This is a genomic window from Streptomyces sp. Qhu_M48 (assembly GCF_051305195.1).
In the GTDB taxonomy this organism is placed as follows: Bacteria; Actinomycetota; Actinomycetes; order Streptomycetales; family Streptomycetaceae; genus Streptomyces.
The window spans coordinates 7250959-7272646 of sequence record NZ_CP195432.1 but is presented as its reverse complement, the minus strand read 5'-3'; the positions used below and the strand labels follow the sequence as shown (position 1 = coordinate 7272646).

At 72.7% G+C, this 21688-nt stretch carries 18 protein-coding genes; 8 read left to right on the top strand and 10 right to left on the bottom strand.

Features of this window, described 5'->3' with window-relative positions; translation table 11 throughout:
* Positions 1–165 precede the first annotated feature (165 nt).
* Together ACRRSS_RS32635 and ACRRSS_RS32630 are read left to right on the top strand one after the other, a co-directional pair.
* Positions 166–1176 carry a polyprenyl synthetase family protein gene (locus tag ACRRSS_RS32635; RefSeq protein WP_435974600.1) on the top strand — a complete coding sequence of 337 codons (1011 nt, stop codon included), beginning with the start codon at positions 166–168 and terminating at the stop codon, positions 1174–1176.
* A 162-nt stretch (positions 1177–1338) separates the two neighbouring features.
* On the top strand, positions 1339–2541 hold the full coding sequence (locus tag ACRRSS_RS32630; protein WP_435974599.1) for a LolA family protein: 1203 nt from the start codon (positions 1339–1341) through the stop codon (positions 2539–2541).
* An 82-nt stretch (positions 2542–2623) separates the two neighbouring features.
* Here the strand turns inward: ACRRSS_RS32630 and ACRRSS_RS32625 are convergent, their stop codons facing one another.
* Positions 2624–3931 (bottom strand): M28 family metallopeptidase, encoded by a 1308-nt coding sequence (locus ACRRSS_RS32625; RefSeq protein ID WP_435974598.1) that lies wholly within the window; start codon positions 3929–3931, stop codon positions 2624–2626.
* Between the two features lie 352 nt (positions 3932–4283).
* Here ACRRSS_RS32625 and ACRRSS_RS32620 point away from each other — a divergent pair, with 352 nt between their 5' ends.
* Both ACRRSS_RS32620 and ACRRSS_RS32615 read left to right on the top strand, forming a co-directional pair.
* The gene (locus ACRRSS_RS32620; protein ID WP_435975481.1) at positions 4284–4871 is read left to right on the top strand and encodes a CGNR zinc finger domain-containing protein; all 588 of its coding nucleotides are present in this window, start codon (positions 4284–4286) and stop codon (positions 4869–4871) included.
* Positions 4871–5230, top strand: coding sequence for an SRPBCC domain-containing protein (locus ACRRSS_RS32615; protein WP_435974597.1), 360 nt, complete (start codon positions 4871–4873; stop codon positions 5228–5230). The genes ACRRSS_RS32620 and ACRRSS_RS32615 overlap by 1 nt, the downstream gene beginning before the upstream one ends.
* Positions 5231–5264: 34 nt before the next feature.
* On the opposite strand, the gene ACRRSS_RS32610 is transcribed toward ACRRSS_RS32615, so the two are convergent.
* From ACRRSS_RS32610 to ACRRSS_RS32595, 4 genes are all read right to left on the bottom strand, one after another.
* On the bottom strand, positions 5265–5918 hold the full coding sequence (locus tag ACRRSS_RS32610; protein WP_435974596.1) for a DUF4291 domain-containing protein: 654 nt from the start codon (positions 5916–5918) through the stop codon (positions 5265–5267).
* Positions 5919–6007: 89 nt separating this feature from the next.
* Positions 6008–6460 carry a winged helix-turn-helix transcriptional regulator gene (locus ACRRSS_RS32605; RefSeq protein WP_435974595.1) on the bottom strand — a complete coding sequence of 151 codons (453 nt, stop codon included), beginning with the start codon at positions 6458–6460 and terminating at the stop codon, positions 6008–6010.
* Between the two features lie 174 nt (positions 6461–6634).
* On the bottom strand, positions 6635–7636 hold the full coding sequence (gene rarD, locus ACRRSS_RS32600; RefSeq protein WP_435974594.1) for an EamA family transporter RarD: 1002 nt from the start codon (positions 7634–7636) through the stop codon (positions 6635–6637).
* Positions 7637–7728: 92 nt separating this feature from the next.
* The gene (locus tag ACRRSS_RS32595) at positions 7729–8595 is read right to left on the bottom strand and encodes an SDR family oxidoreductase (protein WP_435974593.1); all 867 of its coding nucleotides are present in this window, start codon (positions 8593–8595) and stop codon (positions 7729–7731) included.
* 97 nt (positions 8596–8692) lie between these two features.
* On the opposite strand from ACRRSS_RS32595, the gene ACRRSS_RS32590 reads away from it, so the two are divergent.
* The 4 genes from ACRRSS_RS32590 to ACRRSS_RS32575 all read left to right on the top strand — a co-directional run bounded on the left by ACRRSS_RS32590 (position 8693) and on the right by ACRRSS_RS32575 (position 14603).
* Positions 8693–9112 carry a winged helix-turn-helix transcriptional regulator gene (locus ACRRSS_RS32590; protein WP_435974592.1) on the top strand — a complete coding sequence of 140 codons (420 nt, stop codon included), beginning with the start codon at positions 8693–8695 and terminating at the stop codon, positions 9110–9112.
* Between the two features lie 87 nt (positions 9113–9199).
* Entirely contained in the window at positions 9200–10045 is an 846-nt protein-coding gene (locus ACRRSS_RS32585; protein ID WP_435974591.1) for a hypothetical protein, read from the top strand.
* Positions 10042–12411, top strand: coding sequence for a bifunctional serine/threonine-protein kinase/ABC transporter substrate-binding protein (locus ACRRSS_RS32580; protein ID WP_435974590.1), 2370 nt, complete (start codon positions 10042–10044; stop codon positions 12409–12411). The genes ACRRSS_RS32585 and ACRRSS_RS32580 overlap by 4 nt, the downstream gene beginning before the upstream one ends.
* A 2-nt stretch (positions 12412–12413) precedes the next feature.
* Positions 12414–14603 carry a bifunctional serine/threonine-protein kinase/ABC transporter substrate-binding protein gene (locus ACRRSS_RS32575; RefSeq protein WP_435974589.1) on the top strand — a complete coding sequence of 730 codons (2190 nt, stop codon included), beginning with the start codon at positions 12414–12416 and terminating at the stop codon, positions 14601–14603.
* Positions 14604–14648: 45 nt separating this feature from the next.
* On the opposite strand, the gene ACRRSS_RS32570 is transcribed toward ACRRSS_RS32575, so the two are convergent.
* From ACRRSS_RS32570 to ACRRSS_RS32550, 5 genes are all read right to left on the bottom strand, one after another.
* Positions 14649–15713: a 2-oxoacid:ferredoxin oxidoreductase subunit beta gene (locus ACRRSS_RS32570; RefSeq protein WP_435974588.1), complete on the bottom strand. Its 1065-nt coding sequence runs from the start codon at positions 15711–15713 to the stop codon at positions 14649–14651.
* Complete coding sequence (locus tag ACRRSS_RS32565) at positions 15706–17643, bottom strand: 2-oxoacid:acceptor oxidoreductase subunit alpha (protein ID WP_435974587.1); 1938 nt, start codon at positions 17641–17643, stop codon at positions 15706–15708. Before ACRRSS_RS32565 ends, ACRRSS_RS32570 begins: the two co-directional genes overlap by 8 nt.
* 299 nt (positions 17644–17942) lie before the next feature.
* Entirely contained in the window at positions 17943–18602 is a 660-nt protein-coding gene (locus ACRRSS_RS32560; RefSeq protein WP_435975480.1) for a LuxR C-terminal-related transcriptional regulator, read from the bottom strand.
* A gap of 274 nt (positions 18603–18876) precedes the next feature.
* Positions 18877–20163 (bottom strand): sensor histidine kinase, encoded by a 1287-nt coding sequence (locus tag ACRRSS_RS32555; protein WP_435974586.1) that lies wholly within the window; start codon positions 20161–20163, stop codon positions 18877–18879.
* A 286-nt stretch (positions 20164–20449) separates the two neighbouring features.
* Positions 20450–21676, bottom strand: coding sequence for a sensor histidine kinase (locus ACRRSS_RS32550; RefSeq protein WP_435974585.1), 1227 nt, complete (start codon positions 21674–21676; stop codon positions 20450–20452).
* Between the last annotated feature and the right edge of the window lie 12 nt (positions 21677–21688).

The following is a 21688-nucleotide window of genomic DNA, read 5'->3' as shown; positions in this document are numbered from 1 at the left end:
ACATACCGGGGGTGACGGGAAGGCGCCCACGGTGATCGAAAGGTGACCGGATACGCTGGCTTGAGTGAATCGAGCGACACATCGACAATCCATGTGATCCTCGGCAAGCCGTGTGAACGCACCCGCGTGAACGTCAGCAGGCGTCAGCAGACAGGAGACCCCCTCGTGACCGTCGTCGGGCCGTTCGGTCTTAGCGTGCGGGACCAGGCTCTTGAGGCCGATGTCCAGACCGGGTTGGCGGCAGTGGAGGCGGGCCTCCTGGACGCCACCAAGAGCGATGTCCCCTTCATCACGGAGGCCGCGCAGCACCTCGTCCTGGCCGGTGGCAAGCGCTTCCGCCCCCTGCTCGTGATGCTCGCCGCCCAGTTCGGCGACCCCTACGCGCCGGGCGTCGTGCCCTCCGCCGTCGTCGTCGAGCTCACCCACCTGGCCACGCTGTACCACGACGACGTCATGGACGAGGCCGACGTCCGGCGCGGAGTCCCCAGCGCCAACACCCGCTGGGGCAACTCGATCGCCGTCCTCACGGGTGACTTCCTCTTCGCCCGCGCCTCGCACACGCTCGCGGACCTCGGTCCCGAGGCCGTACGCATCCAGTCCGAGGCGTTCGAACGGCTCGTGACCGGCCAGATCCTGGAGACCGCCGGTCCCAGCGACGGCCGCGACCCCGTCGACCACTACCTCGACGTCCTCAGCGGCAAGACCGGCTCCCTCGTCGCCGTCGCCTGCCGCTTCGGCGCCATGATGTCCGGCGCCGACGAGAACGTCGTCGACACCCTCACCCAGTACGGCGAACGGCTCGGCGTCGCCTTCCAGCTCGCCGACGACGTCCTCGACATCGCCTCCGACTCCCACGAGTCCGGCAAGACCCCCGGCACCGACCTGCGCGAGGGCATCCCGACCCTGCCCGTCCTGCACCTGCGCGCCGCCGCCGCGGCCCACGGACGGCCCGAGGACCTCGCCCTCGTCGAGCTCGTCGACGGCGACCTCACCGACGACACCCGGCACGCCGAGGCCCTGCGCCGGCTGCGCGCCCACCCGGCCCTGGAACAGGCCCGCCGGGACACCGTGCGGTACGCCGAGGAGGCCCGCGCCATGCTGGCCCCGCTGCCCGACGGGTACGCGAAGGCCGGGCTCGCGGAGATGTGCGACGCGGTGGTCCACCGGGCGGGCTGAGCCCCCGGCCCTCCCCCCGGGGACGGGCCGGCCTCAGGGTCGGGTCATCCCGAAGCAGTACGCCAGGTTGATCCCCCGGGCTGACGCTTCCGCGCCTCCGCTTTGGTGAGATGGAGTCATCGACCACGAGGGCCCGCGAAGGGCACGGAGGTAGGGGAGACCATGGCACAGACCCGTAAGGCGAGCCGGTTCATCGTCCCGGTCGCGGTGGCAGGAGTGGCCGCGGCGACCATCGGACTGGTCCCGGCGCTGGCGGCGTCCGGCGACCCCGATCTGCCGGAGATCACCGCCCAGCAGCTCATCGAGAAGATCGCCGCCTCGGACACGCAGACCCTGTCCGGCACGTTCAAGGTCTCCACCGACCTGGGCCTGCCCCTCGACGGCCTCGCGTCCGGCCTGGCCTCCGGCCTCGGCGGCGGTGGCGGCGGCCCGGCCTCGGCGGACCCGACGGAGAAGCTCACCCAGCTCCTCTCCGGCAGCCACACCCTGCGGGTGGCGGCGGACGGCCCCGAGCGCCAGAAGCTGACCCTGCTCGACGGCTCCGACGAGTACAGCCTGATCCACAACGGCGACGACGTCTGGGCGTACGACAGCAAGTCCAACGAGGTCTTCCACGAGAAGGCCCCGGCCGGCGACGGTCCGTCGCAGGCCCCCCAGGGGGACGCGGAGCTGCCGGGCACGCCCAGGCAGCTCGCGGACGAGGTCCTGAAGGCGGCCGGCGACACCACGTCGATCACCGTCGACGGTACGGCCAAGGTGGCCGGCCGGGACGCGTACCAGCTGGTGATCAAGCCGAAGCAGAGCGGTTCGACGGTCGCGTCGGTGAAGATCGCGGTGGACGCGGCGAACGGCACCCCGCTGAAGTTCACCCTCGCCTCGGTCGAGGGCGGCAAGCCCGTCGTCGACGCGGGCTTCACGAAGGTCGACTTCTCGAAGCCGGCCGCCTCCGACTTCACCTTCGAGGCGCCCGAGGGCGCGAAGGTCACCGAGGGCGCGGCGGAGAAGGCGGCCGAGGAGGCCGAGGGTGCGAAGGAGACCCCGTTCGGCGACGAGCTGCCCGGGGGTCTCGGGGAGGCCTTCGGCCTCGGAGCGGGCTCCGGCGACGGCGGCGTGAACGTCATCGGCGAGGGCTGGACGACGATCGCGAGGCTCGACACCGGCGCCCCCGCGCCCAGGACCGACGAGGCGCCGAAGGAGGTCCAGGGCCTCCTGGACTCCCTCGGCGACAAGGTCACCGGGAAGTTCGGCTCCGGCACCGTCTTCAAGACGAAGCTGGTGAACGCGCTCCTCACCGACGACGGCCGGGTCTACGTCGGCGCGGTCACGAAGGACGCGCTGGTGAACGCGGCGAACGCCGACAAGTAGCGTTCGGCGGAACACGGTTGGGGCCCCGGGCGGGTCGGGGGCGATGGTCACCGACCCGCCCGGGCGTTTCTCGCGGGACGGCTTACGGGAAGGTGAGCTTGAACCCGTTGACGTAGCCGGTGTCGGCCGAGGCCTTGTCCTGGACGCGGAGCTTCCAGGCGCCGTTCGCGACCTCCGAGGAGGCGTTCACGGTGAAGGTCTGGACGATGTTGTCGGCGCTGCCGCCGGTCCGGTTGTGCAGGTTGTAGACCGAGCCGTCGGGGGCGACGAGGTCCACGACGAGGTCACCCTTGTAGGTGTGGACGATGTCCACGCCGACGGAGAGGTTGCTCGGGGCGTTGCCGGTGATGCCGGTGACGTTGACCGTGGAGGTCACCGCGGCGCCGTTGTCCGGGACGGACACGTCGGCCGTGTTCTCGAAGACCTTGCCGGTGGGCGGGTTGGTCGTCCCCGCGGAGAGCGTCCAGATCGCGTGCGCGATCGCGTCGCTGTTGCGGTCCAGGGCGGTGTCGTTGATGTTCGACGTCGTGTCGCAGGAGGAGTGGTAGCAGCGGTCGAAGGCCGTGGCCGTACCGCCCCACTTCTGCACCTGGGCACTGGACTTGACCCGGCTCGCGCCCGTGAAGAGACCGCCGACCGGGACGCCGACGTTCTTGAAGGAGGCGTGGTCGGAGCGGCCGTCGCCCTCCGTCTCGATCTCGGTCGGGACGCCGATCCCGGCGAAGTAGTTCTTGAAGGTCGTCTCGATCGCCGGGTCGTCGTCGTAGACGAAGTACCCCGGGTTCGGCGAGCCGATCATGTCGAAGTTGAGGTAGCCGGAGAGCTTGGCGCGCTCGGTGGCGGGCAGCTGGGCCACGTAGTACTTCGAGCCGACGAGACCGAGCTCCTCAGCGCCCCACCAGCCGAAACGCAGGTGCTTGGTGGGCTGGTAGCCGGATCGGGCGACCGCGAGCGCGGTCTCCAGGACCGCCGCGGAACCGGAGCCGTTGTCGTTGATGCCGGGGCCCGAGGTCACCGAGTCGAGGTGCGAGCCGGCCATCAGGACCTGGTTCGGGTCACCGCCGGGCCAGTCGGCTATCAGGTTGTAGCCGGTGGATCCGCCGGAGGTGAACTGCTGGATGGTGGTGGTGTATCCGGCGGCGTCCAGCTTCGCCTTCACGAAGTCGATCGACGCCTTGTAGCCGGTACGGCCGTGGGCGCGGTTGCCGCCGTTGGCGGTGGCGATCGACTGCAGGTCCGTCAAGTGCTGCTTGACGCTGGCGAGCGGGATGTCGGGCGCGGCGGCGGCCGCGGCCGGGTTGGCCGAGGCGGTGGTACCGGTGAGTCCGCCGAGGGCGAGCGCCGCGAGGGCGGCGACCGCGGTGACGCGTCTGGGCACGGAGATGTTCATCTGTGGGGGCTCCGGATTCCGAACGGGGATGGGACGGAACGTGCGAGACGCCTCGGGCTTGTGGGCCACGAGGCGCTGGAGCTGTACGAGTGCGTGTGCGGTGTTCAGTTGTTCAGGTGCTCAGTTGTTCTGTTGTGCGTGCTGAATGTTCAGTGAGAGTTTGACTTCGCGTCAAGAGCGGAAACCGGTCAGGCGCGTTCGCTCAGCGGACGAGTGGGGTGAGCCGCGCCATGGGGCCGCGCCGCCGTGGGTGCGATCCCCTTCCCCGTTCGGGTGGGGCCGCCGGGCGCGGTTTCGGGTGGAGCGGAGCGAGGTAACTCCTTATAGTGGTTACGTGACCCAGGACACCGCCATGACCCTCCACCACCCCGACGGGCAGCGCTTCCGGTTCGACGCCGGGGCGCTCTGCCTCGAACTGCTCCTCACCGGGGGCCCGGGTCCGGTCGCCGCCCGGTACGAGGTGCTCGACCGTGTCGCCGGGCTGCTCGACTGGGTGCGGCGGTGCCGGCTCGCGCCCGGGCTCGACGTGACCGTCACCGACGCGGAACTCGCGGCGGTGCGGGAGGTCCGGGACGCGCTCTGGGGACTCGCCCTGGCCCGGTCCCGGGGCGCGGCGCTCGGCCCCGGGGAGCTGGCGGTGGTCAACACCGCCGCCGCCGGAACCCCGCTCGCGGCCCTGGTCCGCGCCGACGGCACGCGCGCGTGGGCCCCCGGAGCCACCGGGTCCGGGCTCCTCGCGACGCTCGCCCGGGACGCCGTCGACCTCCTGACCGGGCCGTACGCCGACCGGGTCCGGGTCTGCGGAGCCGACGACTGCTCCCTCCTCTTCGCCGACACCTCCCGCCCCGGGCGCCGCCGCTGGTGCTCGATGGACCGGTGCGGCAATCGCCACAAGGTGCGGGCACACCGGGCCCGTACCCCGCACGAAGGAGACGCGTGATGCCCGTAGGACTGACCCGCGACGCCGGCTGGGAGATCGGCGTCTCGAAGACCCTGCCCCTGCCCGTCGCCACCGTCTGGGACTTCCTGATGAGCGCCGAGGGCCTGAGCCTGTGGCTCGGCCCCGGCGCCGTCCTCCCCGCCGAGGGCGATCCCGCGCTCCGCGGCTTCCGGCCCCGCGACCGGGTCCGCCTCTCGTACGGCGAGAGCGTCCTTCAGGCCACCGTCTCCCCGGCGAGCGACGGCCGCGCCGTCCTCCGCTTCCACCAGGAACACCTGGCGAGCGCCGAGGAGCGCGAGCGCCGGCGGGCCCACTGGAAGAGCGTGATGGCCGAAATCGGTCGCGTCCTCGTTCCGTGACGCGTCCCGTGGCCCGTCCGGCGGCGCCCGGTCCCTACGGCGTTCCCGGTACCGGCGACGTCGCCTTCCCGGCCGTCGCGGCGCCGTGACCGTCCCGCACCCGCAGGTGGCCGAGGAGCCCCTCGGGCTCCGGGTACGGCTCCTCCCGGGGGAGCAGCGGGCGGGCGCCGTCCGGGTCGCCGGCCCGGACCAGGTCGCGGACGCGGTGGGCGAGCGGGGTCACGTCGGTGACGGAGAGCGTCCACTCGTCCGCGTACCGGCGGGCGGCCTCGCCCCCGAGGCCGAGCTGGAGCGAGCGGTACGGGAGCGGCTGGAGGTTCAGGTCGCGCTCCGGGTCCCACTGGACGCGGGCGGGGGCCTCCCGCAACCGGTTCCTCCACTCGTCCCGGTCGGCGTGGAAGCCGTGCTCGTAGTGGGAGAGGCAGGCGTTCCGGAGGGCCCATTCGAAGCCCTCGCGGTCGATCTCCACGGCGAGTACGGTCTCCTGGCCCTCCTTCGTCCCCCATCCGGAGCGGTACATCATCCACAGGAACGACGGCTTGATCCAGGTCATGCGGTCCCGTTTCCAGGCGGCCGGGAACCGGCCCTCGCGGGCGGCGGGAAGGCCGATCGAGGGCGCGTACGCCTGGTAGACGGTGACCGTGCGGGCGGTGTGGAGCGCACGGATCCGGTACTTCGGTTCTGCCATGACCCCAGGGTCGGCGAAGCGGCCGGGGGAGGGCCACCGGATATCGCGGCCGTCGGCGGTCGGCCGGCGGCCGTGCCGTCCTCCCGGCGTCAGACCAGTGCGGCCGCTGCCGCCGCCCGCTCCTTCGCGTCGTACTCCTCCCGCGCCGCCGCGATCTCGTTCTGGTGCTGCTCGGTCCAGGTGACCAGGGAACGGATCGTGACGTGCAGGGTGCGGCCCAGCGGGGTGAGCTCGTAGTCCACGCGGGGCGGGACCACCGGGTGGACCGTCCGCTTGACCAGGCCGTCGCGTTCCAGCTGGCGCAGGGTCACGGTCAGCATGCGCTGGCTGACGCCGTCGATCTCGCGCTTGAGCTCCGTGAAGCGCAGCCGGCGGCGGTCGAGGAGGGCGATGACGAGCAGGGACCACTTGTCGGCGACCCGGTCGAGGATCTGGCGGACCTCGCAGTCCTCCCGGGTGTCCCACTGGAAGGGGTCGGGGTCCCCGTCGCTTCCGTAGGTTCTCGCGCAGTGACTCGGTGACTTCGACATTACTTCGTCCATGACACCCGATGGTCCCGCACAAGGCGGTCGGTTACAAGTCGGAACCGACCCTCGGACGGGTAACCGGCCGGAGGGCCCGACCCGCCAACTTACCCCGCCCCGGGGGAAGTTGTGCGCGGACACCGGTGCCGCTCACGGCGGGCCCCCCGCTGACCAGCGAGTACGCCCCGCCGGTCAGGGAGTGCGTTCCGCCGGACGGGTGAGCGGCTCCGTCGCCGCCACCGCCTCCGGCACACCCGCCGAGGCCACCGCCTCCGACGCCGTGGCCTTCGCGGCCTCGACCGCCGCCCGGCTGCGCCGCGCCGTGCGCAGGGCGTCCCAGGTGAGGATCGTCAGGGCCAGCCAGACGAGGGCGAAGCCCGCCCAGCGCTCCGGCGGCATCGCCTCGTGGAAGTAGAGGACCCCGAGCAGGAACTGGAAGGTCGGCGCCAGGTACTGGAGGAGTCCGAGCGTCGACAGCGGTACGCGGATCGCCGCCGCCCCGAAGCAGACGAGCGGGACCGCCGTGACGATGCCGGTGGCGGCGAGCAGGGCCGTGTGGCCCCCGCCGTGGGCGCCGAAGGCGAGGTCGCCCTGGGTGCCGAGCCAGATCAGGTAGCCCAGGGCGGGCAGGAACTGGACGGCGGTCTCGGCGGCGAGCGACTCCACGCCGCCGATGTTGACCTTCTTCTTCGCGAGTCCGTAGACCGCGAAGGAGAAGGCGAGGGTGAGCGAGATCCAGGGCGGCTGCCCGTACCCGATCGCGAGGACGAGGACGGCGGCGAAGCCGACGCCGACCGCCGCCCACTGCGCGGGGCGGAGGCGTTCCTGGAGGACGAGAACGCCGAGGGCGATCGTGACGAGCGGGTTGATGAAGTAGCCGAGGGAGGCCTCGACGACGTGGCCCGTGTTGACGGACCAGATGTAGAGGCCCCAGTTCACCGTGATGACGGTGGCCGCGACGGTGATCAGGCCGAGCTTGCGCGGGCTGCGGACCAGGTCGCGCAGCCAGCCCCAGCGGCGCAGCGCGAGCAGGGCGAGGCCGACGAAGGCCAGGGACCACACCATCCGGTGGGCGAGGATCTCGAGCGCCCCGGCGGGCTTGAGGAGCGGCCAGAAGAGGGGGACCAGCCCCCACATCCCGTAGGCGCCGATCCCGTAGAGCAACCCCGCTCGTTCCTCGTTGTCCGTCTTCACCGGACCTCCCGCCCTCTGCCGCGCTGTTCTCTCGAAGGTAGCGCCGCGCGGGAGGGGTTGTCATGCCCGTATCGCCATACGGTCATGACGGTTCAGGAAACGGCGAGCGCCGCCCTGATCGTCTCGGCGATCGGGGTGGTCGGGCGGCCGATCAGACGGGAGAGGTCGTCGGTGCGGCGGGCGAGCGCGCCGCGCCCGACGGCCCGGTCGACATCGACCAGGATCTCGGCGAAGGGGGCGGGAACCCCGGCGCCGGTGAGGATCGCGAGGTGCGTCTCGGCGGGCACGTCGCTGTACGCGATCTCCTGGCCGGACTGGGCGGCGACCTCGGCCGCGTACTCGGCGAAGGACCAGGAGACGTCGCCGCTCAGCTCGTACGCCCTGTTCAGGTGTTCCTCGGCCGGGCCGGTCAGGACGGCGGCCGCGGCGGCGGCGTAGTCGGCGCGGGTGGCGGAGGCGACGCGGCCCTCGCCGGCGTTGGCGACGACGACGCCGTGGGCCAGGACCGGCGCGAGGTTCGCGGTGTAGTTCTCGGTGTACCAGCCGTTGCGCAGGAAGGTGTACGGCAGGCCGGAGTCGAGGATCAGCCGCTCGGTCACCTTGTGCTCGGCGGCCAGGTCGAAGTCGGCCTCGTCGCCGCCGAGGACTCCGGTGTAGGCGAGCTGGGCGACGCCCGCGGCCTTGGCGGCGTCGATGACGGCGGTGTGCTGCGGGACGCGCCGGCCGACCTCGTTGCCCGAGACGAGGAGCACCCGGTCGCCGGCCCCGAAGGCCTCCGCCAGGGTCTCGGGGCGGTCGTAGTCGGCGATCCGCAGCTCGACACCGCGCTCCGCCAGATCGGCCGCCTTCTCCTTGTCGCGCACGACGGCCGCGACGGACTGGGCGGGGACGGTGGCGAGGAGGGCGTCGATGACGAGGCGGCCGAGCTGGCCGGTGGCTCCGGTGACGACGATGCTCATGGTGGTTCCTCTTCCCGTGGGGTGCGGTGGGCGATGCACTCACCGTACGACAAGCGCTAACCTTTCGAAAGTACCCACTTTGAAGTAAGGTACTAGCATGGAAGTAAGTGGCAAGGTGGTGTCCGGGCCGGGCGGGAAGCCCGACGTGAACCAGCCGATGTGCCCCTCGCGGCTCGTCCTGGAACACGTCACCAGCCGCTGGGGCGTCCTCGTCCTCGCGGCCCTCATGGAGCGCTCGTACCGCTTCAGCGAGCTGCGCCGCCGGATCGGCGGCGTCAGCGAGAAGATGCTCGCCCAGACGCTCCAGACCCTGGAGCGCGACGGCTTCGTCCACCGCGACGCCAAGCCGGTCATCCCGCCCCGCGTCGACTACAGCCTCAGCGACCTCGGCGCCGAGGCCGCCCGCCAGGTCTGGGAGCTGGCCCGGTGGTCCGAGCGCCAGGTCGCCGCCGTCGACGACGCCCGCGCACGGTACGACGCGGCACGTCGCGAGAGCGCTACCGGTTCGTCCCAATGATGTTGTAGCCACGGCGAGTTGGCCTCACGAGTCGTACGATCTGCTCACTGTTCGGGGGAAACCGTGAGGGACCGTGGGGGAACTGTGGTGAACAGGGACAGAAGGCTGCGGCGGGCCTGTTGCGCCGTCCTGGTGGGCGGGCTGGTCGCGACAGGGTGCGGCAGCGGAGACGACGGGAAGAGACCCCACGGCAGGAACGACGGGGCGAGTACGGGCACGTCGGCCGCTCCGGCCACGGCGGCACCGACCCCCGCACCCACGCCGACCGCCCTCGACTTCGTCCCCGACCCGAAGCGCGCGCCGAGGACCGAGGCCGACGCCAGACGGATCGCCCTCGCCGTCGTCGCCGGCCCCGACGCCTGGGGACCGGACTACGTCAAGCGCACCCCGTACCTCAGCGACCCGGAGTACTGGCCCGTCCTCGGCGCCAACTGCTCGTGGGAGACGGGCTCCCGGCCCTCGACCGTCCTCTACAGCGTCACCGCCTACAGCGAGATCCCCGCCGACGGCGCCCTCGGCGTCCTCCGGGTCGCCTCCACCGTCACCGTCCACCGCACCGAGGCCGACGCCGACTGGGAGATGGCCGGGACCCTGGAGGAGGCACTCCGCTGCCCCGAGCAGAGGCTGCGGGACGGGGAACGCATCGCCGGCTTGATCTCCCTCGGCAATCCCTTCGGCATCGGGGGCAACTACACCGCCACCGACGCGCTGGGCGAGCGCGGGGTCTACCTCAACGACGCCGTGAAGGGGGAGCAGTTCTACGGCTGGTACCAGTCCCGGATCGGCCAGGTCACCGTCGCCACCGTCGTCAAGGGCGCACCCGGCTACAGCGAGGAGCAGACCAGCACCACGGTCGGTACCGTCCCCGGCCAGGTCCAGGCCCTCGTCACGATGATCAATCGCGCCAAGGACGAGCTGGAGGTCCAGTCATGAGCCCCACGACCCCCGAGCCCGAGCCACAGCCCGAGCCCGAGCCCGAGCCCCAGCCCGAGCCTCAGCCCCGGCCCGAGCCCCAGCCCGAACAGCGGCCGGAGCCCGCCGGGCCCCCGTACCCGGCCCGGCCCCCCGTCCCGCCCCGGCCCCCCGTCCCGCCCCGGCCCGAGCCCGGGGCGCCGCAACCGCTGCTGCCGTCCGATCCCTCCGCCCTCGCCGGCTACCGGCTGCTCGGCCGGCTCGGTGCCGGCGGTATGGGCGTCGTCTACCTGGGCCGTACGGAGAACGGCGAGCTCGCCGCCGTCAAGGTCACCCACGCCGACCAGGCCGACCAGCCCGACTTCCGGGCCCGGTTCCGCCGCGAGGTCGAGGCGGCCCGCCGGGTCGTCAGCCCCTGGGCCGTCCCGGTGACCGGAGCCGATCCGGACGCCCCCGAGCCGTGGATGGCCACCGCGTTCGTCCCCGGCCCCTCCCTCGGCGAGGCCGTCGCCGCCCACGGCCCGCTGCCCGAGCGGAGCGTCCGCGTCCTCGGCGGGGCCGTCGCCCGGGCCCTCGCCGCCGTGCACGCGGCCGGTCTCGTCCACCGCGACGTCAAGCCGGGCAACGTCCTGCTCGCCGTCGACGGCCCCCGGCTCATCGACTTCGGCATCGCCCGCTCGACCGGCGAGACCGCCCTCACCGCCACCGACATGGTCGTCGGCACCCCCGGCTTCCTCGCCCCCGAGCAGGCCGAGGCCCGCACCGACGCCATCGGCCCGCCCGCCGACGTCTTCGCCCTCGGCTGCCTCCTCGCGTACGCGGCGACCGGCCGCCCGCCCTTCGGCACCGGCGCCGTGGACGCCCTGATGTACCGCACCGTCCACGACGAACCCGACCTCACCGGCGTACCGGACGGCCTCCTCGACCTGCTGCGGGCCTGCCTCGCCAAGGACCCCGCCGCCCGGCCCGTCGCCCACGAGGTCGCCGCCCGGCTCGTCGAGGACACCCCGGGCCACGCCGCCGACTGGCTGCCCGCCCCCGTCGTCCGGACCATCGCCGAACGCTCGGCAGGGATGCTCGCGCTCCCCGAGATCGACGCCACCGAGGCGGGCGCCGGACCGGCGGGACCTCCACGGCGCGGCAGGCGCGGATTCCTGCTCCTCGCCTCCGGCGCCGCCCTCGCCGTGGGCGGCGGCGCCGTCGCCGCCTGGGCGGGGCTCAGGGACGACGGCACCGACGGCGACAGGGACGGAGCGAAGCCCGGGCCGCCCCGCACCACCTGGAAGATCGGGGTCCTCGCCGACCTCTCCGGGCCCGCCAAGGAGATCGGGCTCGCCCAGGAGCGCGGCGCCCGCCTCGCCGTCGAGCGGTTCAACGCCCGCGAGGACAAGCCGTTCACGCTCGAACTCAAGGTCTCCGACGACCGGGGGGACCGCACCACCGCCCTCGCCTCCGCCCGCGAACTCACCACCGACCCGGGTGTCCTCGCCGTCCTCGGCCCCACCTCCGACGACACGGGCCAGACGGCGCTCCCCGCCTTCGAGGAGTCGGGCCTCCCGCTCGTCACCGTCTCCGCCGGATACAACCTGTTCACCGTCCGGGACAAGCAGAGCCCGCCGAACGCCACGGTGCTGCGGGCGATCCCCCAGCACCCCTACGCCGGCATGCACCTCGCCTACGCCGTCACGCTCCTGAAGGCCGTCCGCAGGCCCGGAGTCCTCCAGGACCGCACCGAGGACCAGTACAGCTGGCTGCTCGTCCGGGGCGTCCAGTTCGCCTTCGGCCAGGCCGGTCTCACACCCCACTTCCGCGTGGTCCCGGCCCGTGTACGGGAGTACCGCGGGATCCTCCGCGAGATGATCGACGCCGGAATGGACGCGTACGTCCACTGTGGAGTCCGCGAGACCGCCGTCCTCGCCGCCCGCGCCCTCAACGAACTCGGCTTCACCGGACCCCGGTTCGGCGGCCAGCACGCCTTCGGGCCGGCGTTCCTCAAGGAGGCCGGCTCCGACGCCGAGGGCTGGTTCTTCGGCACCCCCGTGCTCGACGCCGTCACCCGCAAGGAGGCCGCCGGCTTCGTCGCGGCCCACCGGAAGCGGTTCGGCGCGGCCCCCGCGTACTACACCGGAGAGTCGTACGACGTGGTCACCATGGTCGCCGAGGAACTCGCGCGGAGCGTGAAGGCCGGCCGCGCCCCCGCGCGCAAGGGGCTCTGGACGGCGCTCCGGAAGCAGAAGTACACGGGCGTCATGGGGGGTTACACCTTCGACGAGAACGGCGACCTCACCAACGGCGGCACGTTCGTGCACGCGGTGCAGAACGGGGCCTACAAGGTGATCGGTCCCGCGCCCGTCCTGCCCGCGAACAAGGCGAAGCGGAAGGCCTGATCGTGCGCCCACTGCGCAGGGCGGACCCGTCGACGATCGCCGGCTACCGGCTGCTCGGCCGCCTCGGTGCCGGGGGCATGGGCGTGGTCTTCCTCGCCCGCTCCGGCGGCGGGACGCTCGCCGCCGTCAAGCTCATCCGGGCCGAGCACGCCGCCGACCCCGGATTCCGGGAGCGGTTCCGGCGCGAGGCCCGCGCCGCCGAGCGGATCACCGGCCGCTGGGTGGTCCGCGTCCTCGGCTCGGACCCGGAGGCCAGGGAGCCGTGGCTGGCGACCGAGTACGTGCCCGGACCCTCCCTCGCCGAGGCGATCGCCCTGCACGGCGCCCTGCCCGAGCCGACCGTACGGGCCCTGGGCGCCCGGCTCGCCTCCGCGCTCGACGACATGCACCGGGCCGGGCTCGTCCACCGGGACGTCAAGCCGGGCAACGTCCTGCTCGCCCTCGACGGCCCCCGGCTCATCGACTTCGGCATCGCCCGCTCCGCCGGGGCGACCGCCCTGACCGCCACCGACGCGATGATCGGCACCCCCGGATTCCTCGCCCCCGAGCAGGCCCGCGCCGCCGGGGCCGGCGAGGTCGGCCCCGCAAGCGACGTCTTCTCCCTCGGCTGCGTCCTCGCGTACGCGCTGACGGGAGAGCGCCCCTTCGGTACGGGCGGGGTGGCGGCCGTCGTCTACCGCACCGTCCACGAGGAGCCCGACCTCACCGGCGTACCGGACGCGTTGCTTCCGCTGGTCACGGCCTGTCTGGCGAAGAACCCGGCGGACCGGCCCCCGGCGGCCGAGGCGGGCGCCGCCCTGGGGAGGGCCGACGGCCCGGCGGGGGACTGGCTGCCGCCCGGACTGCCCGCGCTCATCGCCGAGCGTTCCTCACGGGCCCTGGACCTGCCGGTCGCCGAGCCGACGCTGCTCGGACCCTCCGAGCCCTCGCGGGGGATGTCGCGCCGCAAGCTCCTGGTGGGGGGCTCCGCCGCCGCCGTCGTGGGAGCGGGCGGCCTGACCGCGTGGCTGCTGAACCGCGGGCCGGCGGGGACGGGAACCGGAACGGAGAAGGGCACCGGAACCGCGCTGCCCCGCTACACGATCGGCGTGCTCACTGATCTGAGCGGCCCCACGAAGCTGCTCGGGCGCGCCCAGGAGCGCGGCGCCCGGGTGGCCGTGGAGTCCTTCAACGCCCGCCCCGACCGCGCCTTCGACCTGGTCCTGCGCACCGTCGACGACGGAGGGGACGGGGTGCGGGCGACGGCCGCCGCCCGCACCCTGCTCAAGGACGAGAACCTGATCGGTGTCCTCGGTCCGACGACGGTCCCCAGCGCCCTCGCCGCGGTGGCCGAACTCGTCGACCACTTCGTCCCCCTGGTCAGCGTCCTCGCCTCGGTCCCGACCGGCACGACGGTGGAGGGACAGACCATCAAGCGGACCTACTTCGAGCCCCGCGCCTCTCCGGACTCGATGATCGTCCCCTTCGCGCGCTACCTCTCCGAGCGCGAGATCGTCCGGACCGCCCTCGTGGAGGACCGGGCCGGCGGCCGGTACACCTGGTTCGCGGCCAAGAGCATGAGGGACACCCCGCCGTCGCAGGCCCGGGGAGGTGTCGCGACCTCGCACCCCGTCGAGAAGGACGACGAGGACTTCGCCTCCGCCGTCCGGGCCGCCCTCGCGACCGGCCCGCAGGGCGTGATGTACGTGGGGAACTCGCCGCGCCGGGCCGCGCTCTGCGCCAAGGCCCTGCGCGACCAGGGGTACCAGGGGCTCCGGGGCAGCGTCGAGTACGTGCTCCAGCCGGAGTTCCTCGCGCTGGCGGGACCGGCGGCCGAGGGCTGGTTCTTCGGCACCGGCTACGCCGACCCCGACGGCATCCCGGCGGCGAAGCCGTTCACCGCCCTCTACCGGAAGCGATGGGGGCTGGCCCCCACGACGCCCGTCGAGCCGTACGCCACGGAGGCGTACGACGCGGTCAACTGGACGCTCCAGGCACTGCACACGACTCTCGGCAACCACGCCGAGTCGGAGGCGACGGGGGTGGCGAACAGTCTGCGGCAGAACCCCTACCAGGGACTCGTCAAGACGTACTCGTCCGCCGGCCGGGAGAGCAGCGCCGCGAGTCTCGTCGGACTCTTCCTGTGGCAGGTGAAGGACGGAGTGCCGAGGTTCCTGGGGGAGTTCGCGAAGGCGGCGCTCGCGGGTGCGTGACGAGGGCCCGGTCCGCACGGACCGGGCCCTCGGGCGGGGCGGGTGCTACCCCGCCACCGTCCACGTGTCGTTGCCCGTGAGGAGCTGCCCCAGGTCGCCCTTGCCGTGCTGTTCCACGGCCGCGTCGAGCTGCTCCGCCATCAGCGTGTCGTAGACCGCGCGCTCCACCGACCGGAACACCCCGATGGGGGTCTGGTGGAGGGTGTCCGGGTCCGCGAGCCGGGAGAGCGCGAAGGCGGTGGTGGGGGTGGCCGCGTGGGCGTCGTGGACGAGGATCCGCTCCTCGTTCCCGGGGGTGACCGTGACGACCTGCAGGTCGCCGGTCGCCGGGTCGCGGACGACGCCCTTCTCGTTCTCCGCGCCGAAGCGGATCGGCTGCCCGTGCTCCAGACGGATGACCGCCTCCTTGGCCTGGTCCTTGTCCTTGAGGACCTCGAAGGCGCCGTCGTTGAAGATGTTGCAGTTCTGGTAGATCTCGACGAGCGCCGTGCCGTTGTGGTCGGCGGCCTGCCGCAGCACCTCGGTGAGGTGCTTGCGGTCGGAGTCGACCGTCCGGGCCACGAAGGACGCCTCCGCGCCGAGCGCGAGCGACACCGGGTTGAAGGGCGCGTCGAGCGAGCCCATCGGCGTCGACTTGGTGATCTTGCCGACCTCGGAGGTGGGCGAGTACTGGCCCTTGGTCAGCCCGTAGATCCGGTTGTTGAAGAGCAGGATCTTCAGGTTGACGTTGCGCCGGAGCGCGTGGATGAGGTGGTTGCCGCCGATGGAGAGCGCGTCGCCGTCCCCCGTGACGACCCAGACCGACAGGTCGCGGCGGGATGTGGCGAGGCCGGTGGCGATGGCCGGCGCGCGGCCGTGGATGGAGTGCATCCCGTAGGTGTTCATGTAGTACGGGAAGCGGGAGGAACAGCCGATGCCGGAGACGAAGACGATGTTCTCCTTCGCCAGACCGAGTTCGGGCATGAAGCCCTGCACGGCGGCGAGGACCGCGTAGTCACCGCAGCCGGGGCACCACCGCACCTCCTGGTCGGACTTGAAGTCCTTCATCGACTGGACGGCCTCGGCCTTGGGGACCAGGTTGAGCAGGGGCTCGGCGTGAGTCTCACTCATCGATGGCCTCCTTGAGAGCGGCGGCGAGCTGCTCGGCCTTGAACGGCATGCCGTTGACCTGGGTGTGGCTGCGGGCGTCGACGAGGTACTTCGCCCGGACGAGGGTGGCGAGCTGGCCGAGGTTCATCTCCGGGACGACGACCCTGTCGTACCGCTTCAGGACCTCGCCGAGGTTCTTCGGGAACGGGTTGAGGTGCCGCAGGTGCGCCTGGGCGATGGGCAGTCCCGCGACCCTGAGGCGGCGGACGGCCGCCGTGATGGGCCCGTAGGTGGAGCCCCAGCCGAGGACCAGGGTGCGCGCGCCGTCCGGGTCGTCGACCTCGACGTCGGGGACGTCGATGCCGTCGATCTTCGCCTGCCGGGTGCGGACCATGAACTCGTGGTTGGCGGGGTCGTACGAGATGTTGCCGGTGCCGTCCTGCTTCTCGATGCCGCCGATGCGGTGTTCGAGGCCGGGCGTGCCGGGCACGGCCCACGGGCGGGCGAGGGTCTCGGGGTCGCGCTTGTACGGCCAGAAGACCTCGGTGCCGTCCGCCAGCTCGTGGTTGGGCCCGGTGGCGAAGAGCGTCCGCAGGTCGGGGAGTTCCGCCACGTCCGGGATGCGCCAGGGCTCCGAGCCGTTGGCGAGGTAGCCGTCGGAGAGGAGGAAGACCGGCGTCCGGTACGTCAGGGCGATCCGGGCCGCCTCGATCGCCGCGTCGAAGCAGTCGGCGGGCGTCCTCGGGGCGACGACCGGCACCGGCGCCTCGCCGTTGCGGCCGTACATGGCCTGGAGGAGGTCGGCCTGCTCGGTCTTGGTGGGCAGACCGGTGGACGGGCCGCCGCGCTGGATGTCGACGACCAGCAGCGGCAGCTCCAGGGAGACCGCGAGGCCGATCGTCTCCGACTTGAGCGCCACGCCGGGGCCGGAGGTCGTCGTCACGGCGAGCGAGCCGCCGAAGGCGGCGCCGAGCGCGGCGCCGATGCCGGCGATCTCGTCCTCGGCCTGGAAGGTGCGCACACCGAAGTTCTTGTGCCGGGACAGCTCGTGGAGGATGTCCGAGGCCGGGGTGATCGGGTACGAGCCGAGGTAGAGCGGCAGGTCCGCCTGGCGTCCGGCGGCGATCAGACCGTACGAGAGGGCCAGGTTCCCCGAGATGTTCCGGTACGTGCCGGTGGGGAAGGCCCGGGTCGCCGGGGCGATCTCGTAGGAGACGGCGAAGTCCTCGGTGGTCTCGCCGAAGTTCCAGCCGGCCCGGAAGGCGACGATGTTCGCCTCGGCGATCTGCGGCTTCTTCGCGAACTTCTGGCGCAGGAAGGTCTCGGTGCCCTCGGTCGGCCGGTGGTACATCCAGGAGAGCAGTCCGAGGGCGAACATGTTCTTGGAGCGCTCGGCCTCCTTCCGGGAGAGCCCGAACTCCTTGAGCGCCTCGACGGTCAGCGTGGTCAGCGGCACGGGATGGACCCGGTAGCCGTCCAGCGAGCCGTCCTCCAGGGGGGAGGTCAGGTAGCCGACCTTGGCCATGGCGCGCTTGGCGAACTCGTCGGTGTTGACGATGATCTCGCCACCGCGCGGTACGTCCCCGATGTTGGCCTTCAGGGCGGCGGGGTTCATCGCGACCAGCACGTTCGGCGCGTCGCCCGGGGTCAGGATGTCGTGGTCGGCGAAGTGCAGCTGGAAGGACGAGACACCCGGCAGCGTGCCGGCGGGTGCCCGGATCTCGGCCGGGAAGTTCGGCAGTGTGGAGAGGTCGTTCCCGAAGGACGCCGTCTCCGAGGTGAAGCGGTCACCCGTCAGCTGCATTCCGTCACCGGAGTCACCCGCGAAGCGGATGATCACCCGATCGAGGCGGCGCACTTCCTTCTCGGTGCCGTGGTGGGGCTTCGCCGGGGCGCTGCGCTGCTCCCCGAGCAGGGCCTCACCGGCCTCGCTACTGACCTGGCTGGTCACTGAACTGGACCTCCCTCGCGGCAAGGGGACTCTCCGCCGGAGGCGGGAGAAGGCTCGGGATGCGGTCGGCCGATCACCGTCCGTCCCGAGGCCCACCCTACGACGGCAGGGAGGGCCTTCCCGGGACTTCTCGTATCATGGACCTCTTTTTGAGATGCCCTCTTGCCCTGAATCGTCACGTTCTGTCGCCACCCGGAGCATCCGGAAAGTCGGATTCCGCCTCATCCTTTGGGCCTAGGCCCTCGGAGGCGGGTGCCGTCCGCCGGCTTCTCCGTGTTAGCTGACAGAGTGTCAGGTCGTCAGGATCTCAGATACGTCAACACCGCCAGTACCCGGCGGTGATCGCCGTCACTCGGCGAGAGCCCCAGCTTCAGGAAGATGTTGCTGATGTGCTTCTCCACCGCGCCGTCGCTCACCACCAGCGCCTTCGCGATCGCCGAGTTCGTCCGGCCCTCCGCCATCAGACCGAGGACCTCCCGCTCGCGCGGCGTCAGGTTCGCCAGCACGTCCTGCTGACGGCTCCGGCCCAGCAGCTGCTGCACGACCTCCGGATCCAGCGCCGTACCGCCCCGCGCGACCCGCACGACCGCGTCCACGAACTCACGGACCTCCGCGACCCGGTCCTTCAGCAGATACCCCACCCCCCGGCTCGAGCCGGCCAGCAGTTCGGTGGCGTACTGCTCCTCCACGTACTGCGACAGCACCAGCACGCCCAGTCCCGGGTACTCCTTGCGCAGCCGCACCGCGGCCCGCACGCCCTCGTCGGTGTGCGTCGGCGGCATCCGCACGTCCGCGACCACCACGTCCGGCAGGGCCCCCTCCGCCGCCAGCTTCCCCACGGTCTCGACGAGCGCCTCACCGTCCCCGACACCGGCGACCACCTCGTGCCCCAGATCGGTCAGAAGCCTGGTCAGCCCCTCCCGCAACAGCACGGAATCCTCGGCGATGACCACACGCACCCGCCCGTCCCCCTGATCCACACCCACGCCGTACAGCCCCCATGCCCAGTTGTCCGAGTTCTTTCCTACGACCCGGCCAGCATCGCAGGAAGCCCGGCCCGACGCGCCATCCCCGGCGCGGTCCCACGCGGGGGACGGGCGCGGGCCCGCCGGAGACCTCGCACGGTCTCGGGGGCGTGGGGGCGCCTCCGGGCGTCCCGGCCCGCCTCCGGGCGTCCCGGCCCGCCTCCGGGCGTCCCGGCCCGCCCTCGGGCGTCCCGGCCCGCTGCCGGGCCTACGCACGCCAGGGCAGTTCCACCGTCACCGTCGTCGGACCACCCGCCGGCGAATCCACCGCCAGCACCCCGTCCACCGCACCCACCCGCTCGGCGAGCCCCGACAGACTCCGCCCCGCCACGGGCCGCGCCCCGCCCACCCCGTCGTCCCGCACCTGGAGCATCAGACGGTCACCGGCCCGCCACACGTCCACCCACGCCCGCCGCGCCCGCGCGTGCTGGGTGACGTTTCCGAGCAGCTCCGACACCGTGAAGTACGCGATGCCCTCGATCGCCGCGACCGGCCTGGCCGGCAGGTCCACGTCCACCGACACGGGGACCGCGCACCGCGAGGCCACCGCCGAGAGCGCCGCGTCGAGCCCACGGTCGGTGAGGACCGCCGGGTGGATGCCCCGGGCCAGGTCCCGCAGCTCCTGGAGCGCGAGCTTCACCTCGCCGTGCGCCTCGTCGACCAGGACGGCCGCCGCCCGCGGGTCCTCCGCCAGCTTCTCCTTCGCGAGCCCCAGGTCCATGGCGAGCGCGGCGAGGCGCGCCTGCGCCCCGTCGTGCAGGTCCCGCTCGATGCGCCGCAGGTCCGCGGCGGCGGTGTCGACGACGACGCCCCGGTCGGACTCCAGCTCGGTCACGCGGGACGCGAGCCGGGACGGGCCCAGCAGCCCGGAGACGAGGAGCCGGTCGACGGCGACGAACCCGCGCAGCAGCCACGGCCCGGCCATCACGAACAGCAGCCCGACGGCGCTGGTGAAGGCGATCTCGAAGGGGGAGTCGAGGTAGAGGTCGTGGGTCCCGTCGCCGTACAGCTGGAGCCCGGCCTGACCCGCGTACATGGGGAAGACCCACTGCCACAGCGGATACGTGAAGAGGCTCCAGCCCCAGGCGAAGAACGCCACCGTCACGGAGAACGAGAACACCGCCCACGGCATGTGCACGACCGCGTACAGCAGGTGCCGCCACGACGCCCCGCTCTTCAGCATGGCCCCCATCCAGGAGAACGCACCGCCGGTCCGGCCGCGGACCGGCTCCGGGGCCGGCACGTCGAGCCCGAGCAGCCCGCGCGCCCGCGCCCGCTCGACCGCGCCGAAGCCCCGGCACATCGCGAGCGCCCCGGCGAGGATCGGGATCCCGAGGAAGGTGATGAGCAGCCCCGCCCCGGCGGACACGAAGGAGACGGAGAGCGCGAACCAGACGACGCTCAGCGGCAGTCCGACCAGTACGTGGAGGAGCGCCCGCCAGGTGCGGGCCTCGAACGGCGCGCGGATCGCGGCGGGGAGTCGGTGGGAGGCCATCGCGGGAGTCCTTCTCTGCTCAAAGGGGGAGGGCGGTACGTGATCCAGGGTTCCGTCTCACGGCCCGCCGGACCATGAGGCGGGTGGGCGTCTGGGGCGGGGGGTTTTCCCTACCTGAGGGGTACGGGACGACGGCCCCGTCCGGGGGCTGGGCCCGTCCGGGGTCACGGCCCGTCCGAGGTCGCGGCCGTCCGGGGTTACGGCCCGTCCGAGGTCGCGGCCCCGGGCGAGGCCCAGGCCCGGCCGGGGTCATGGCCCCACGCGAGGTCACGGCCCCGTCAGGCGGTCACGACCCCGGGCGCGACCGCCACGGCAGTTCCGCCGTGACGACCGTCGGGCCGCCCACCGGGGAGTCCAGGACGAGGAGCCCGTCCACCGCGCCGAGCCGCTCCGCGAGCCCCGCGAGCCCCGTACCGCCGTCGAAGCGCGCACCGCCCGCGCCGTCGTCCCGCACCTGGAGCAGCAGCCGGTCCTTCGCCCGCCACACCTCCACGGACGCGGACCGGGCCCGTGCGTGCTTGGACACGTTCTGGAGCAACTCCGACACCGTGAAGTACGCGATGCCCTCGATCGCCTCCGCGGGCCGTTCGGACAGGTCCACGTTCACCTTCACCGGCACCGTGCAGCGCGCCGAGACGGAGGAGAGCGCGGCGCTCAGCCCACGGTCGGTGAGGACCGCCGGGTGGATGCCCCGGGCGAGGTCCCGCAGCTCCTGGAGGGCGAGCTTCACCTCGCCGTGCGCCTCGTCGACCATCGCCGCGGCCGTCTCCGGGTCGTCGAGGAGCTTCTCCTTCGCGAGGCCGAGGCCCATCGCGAGGGCGACGAGCCGGGCCTGCGCGCCGTCGTGCAGGTCGCGTTCGATGCGCCGCAGGTCGGCCGCGGCGGTGTCGACGACGACGCCCCGGTCGGACTCCAGTTCGGCGATCCGCCGCTCCAGTTCGTCGGAGGGTGAGAGGAGGCCCCGGACCATGCCCCGGTCGGCGTTGCCAAGACCGCGCGCGATGAAGGGCAGGACGGGCCAGAGGACGATGAGCGAGACCAGCGCGACCACGAAGGTCACGATCCCCCAGGGCAGCCGGATCAGCCCGTACAGCTGGGTCCGCCAGGCCACCGGGTCCTTCAGCGTCGTCCACAGCCAGCCGAAGAAGCCGCCGCGCGACGGCAACGGTGACGGCTCCGCGACCTCGACCCCGAGCAGCGCCCTGGCCCGGGCCCGTTCCGACCGGCCGATCAGGCGTGCGCCGCCGAGGCCCAGGGCGAGCAGGGGCAGGCCGATCACGGTGACCGAGAGGCCGACGCCGAGGAGCACGCTCGTGACCGCGTAGACGAAGCCGACCAGCGCGGTGAGGAGGTTGGAGAGGAGGAAGGCGATCTCCTTCCAGGTCTCCTTCCCGTAGGCGGTGCGCTTGGGCGGACGCGGGACGGGGGCGGGGCCGGGGGATCCGGCCGACCCGGAGGGCACGGCGGACCCGACCGGTCCGGCGGACTCGGCGAGGTCGTGATCAGCGGTCATGCTCCCCAGACT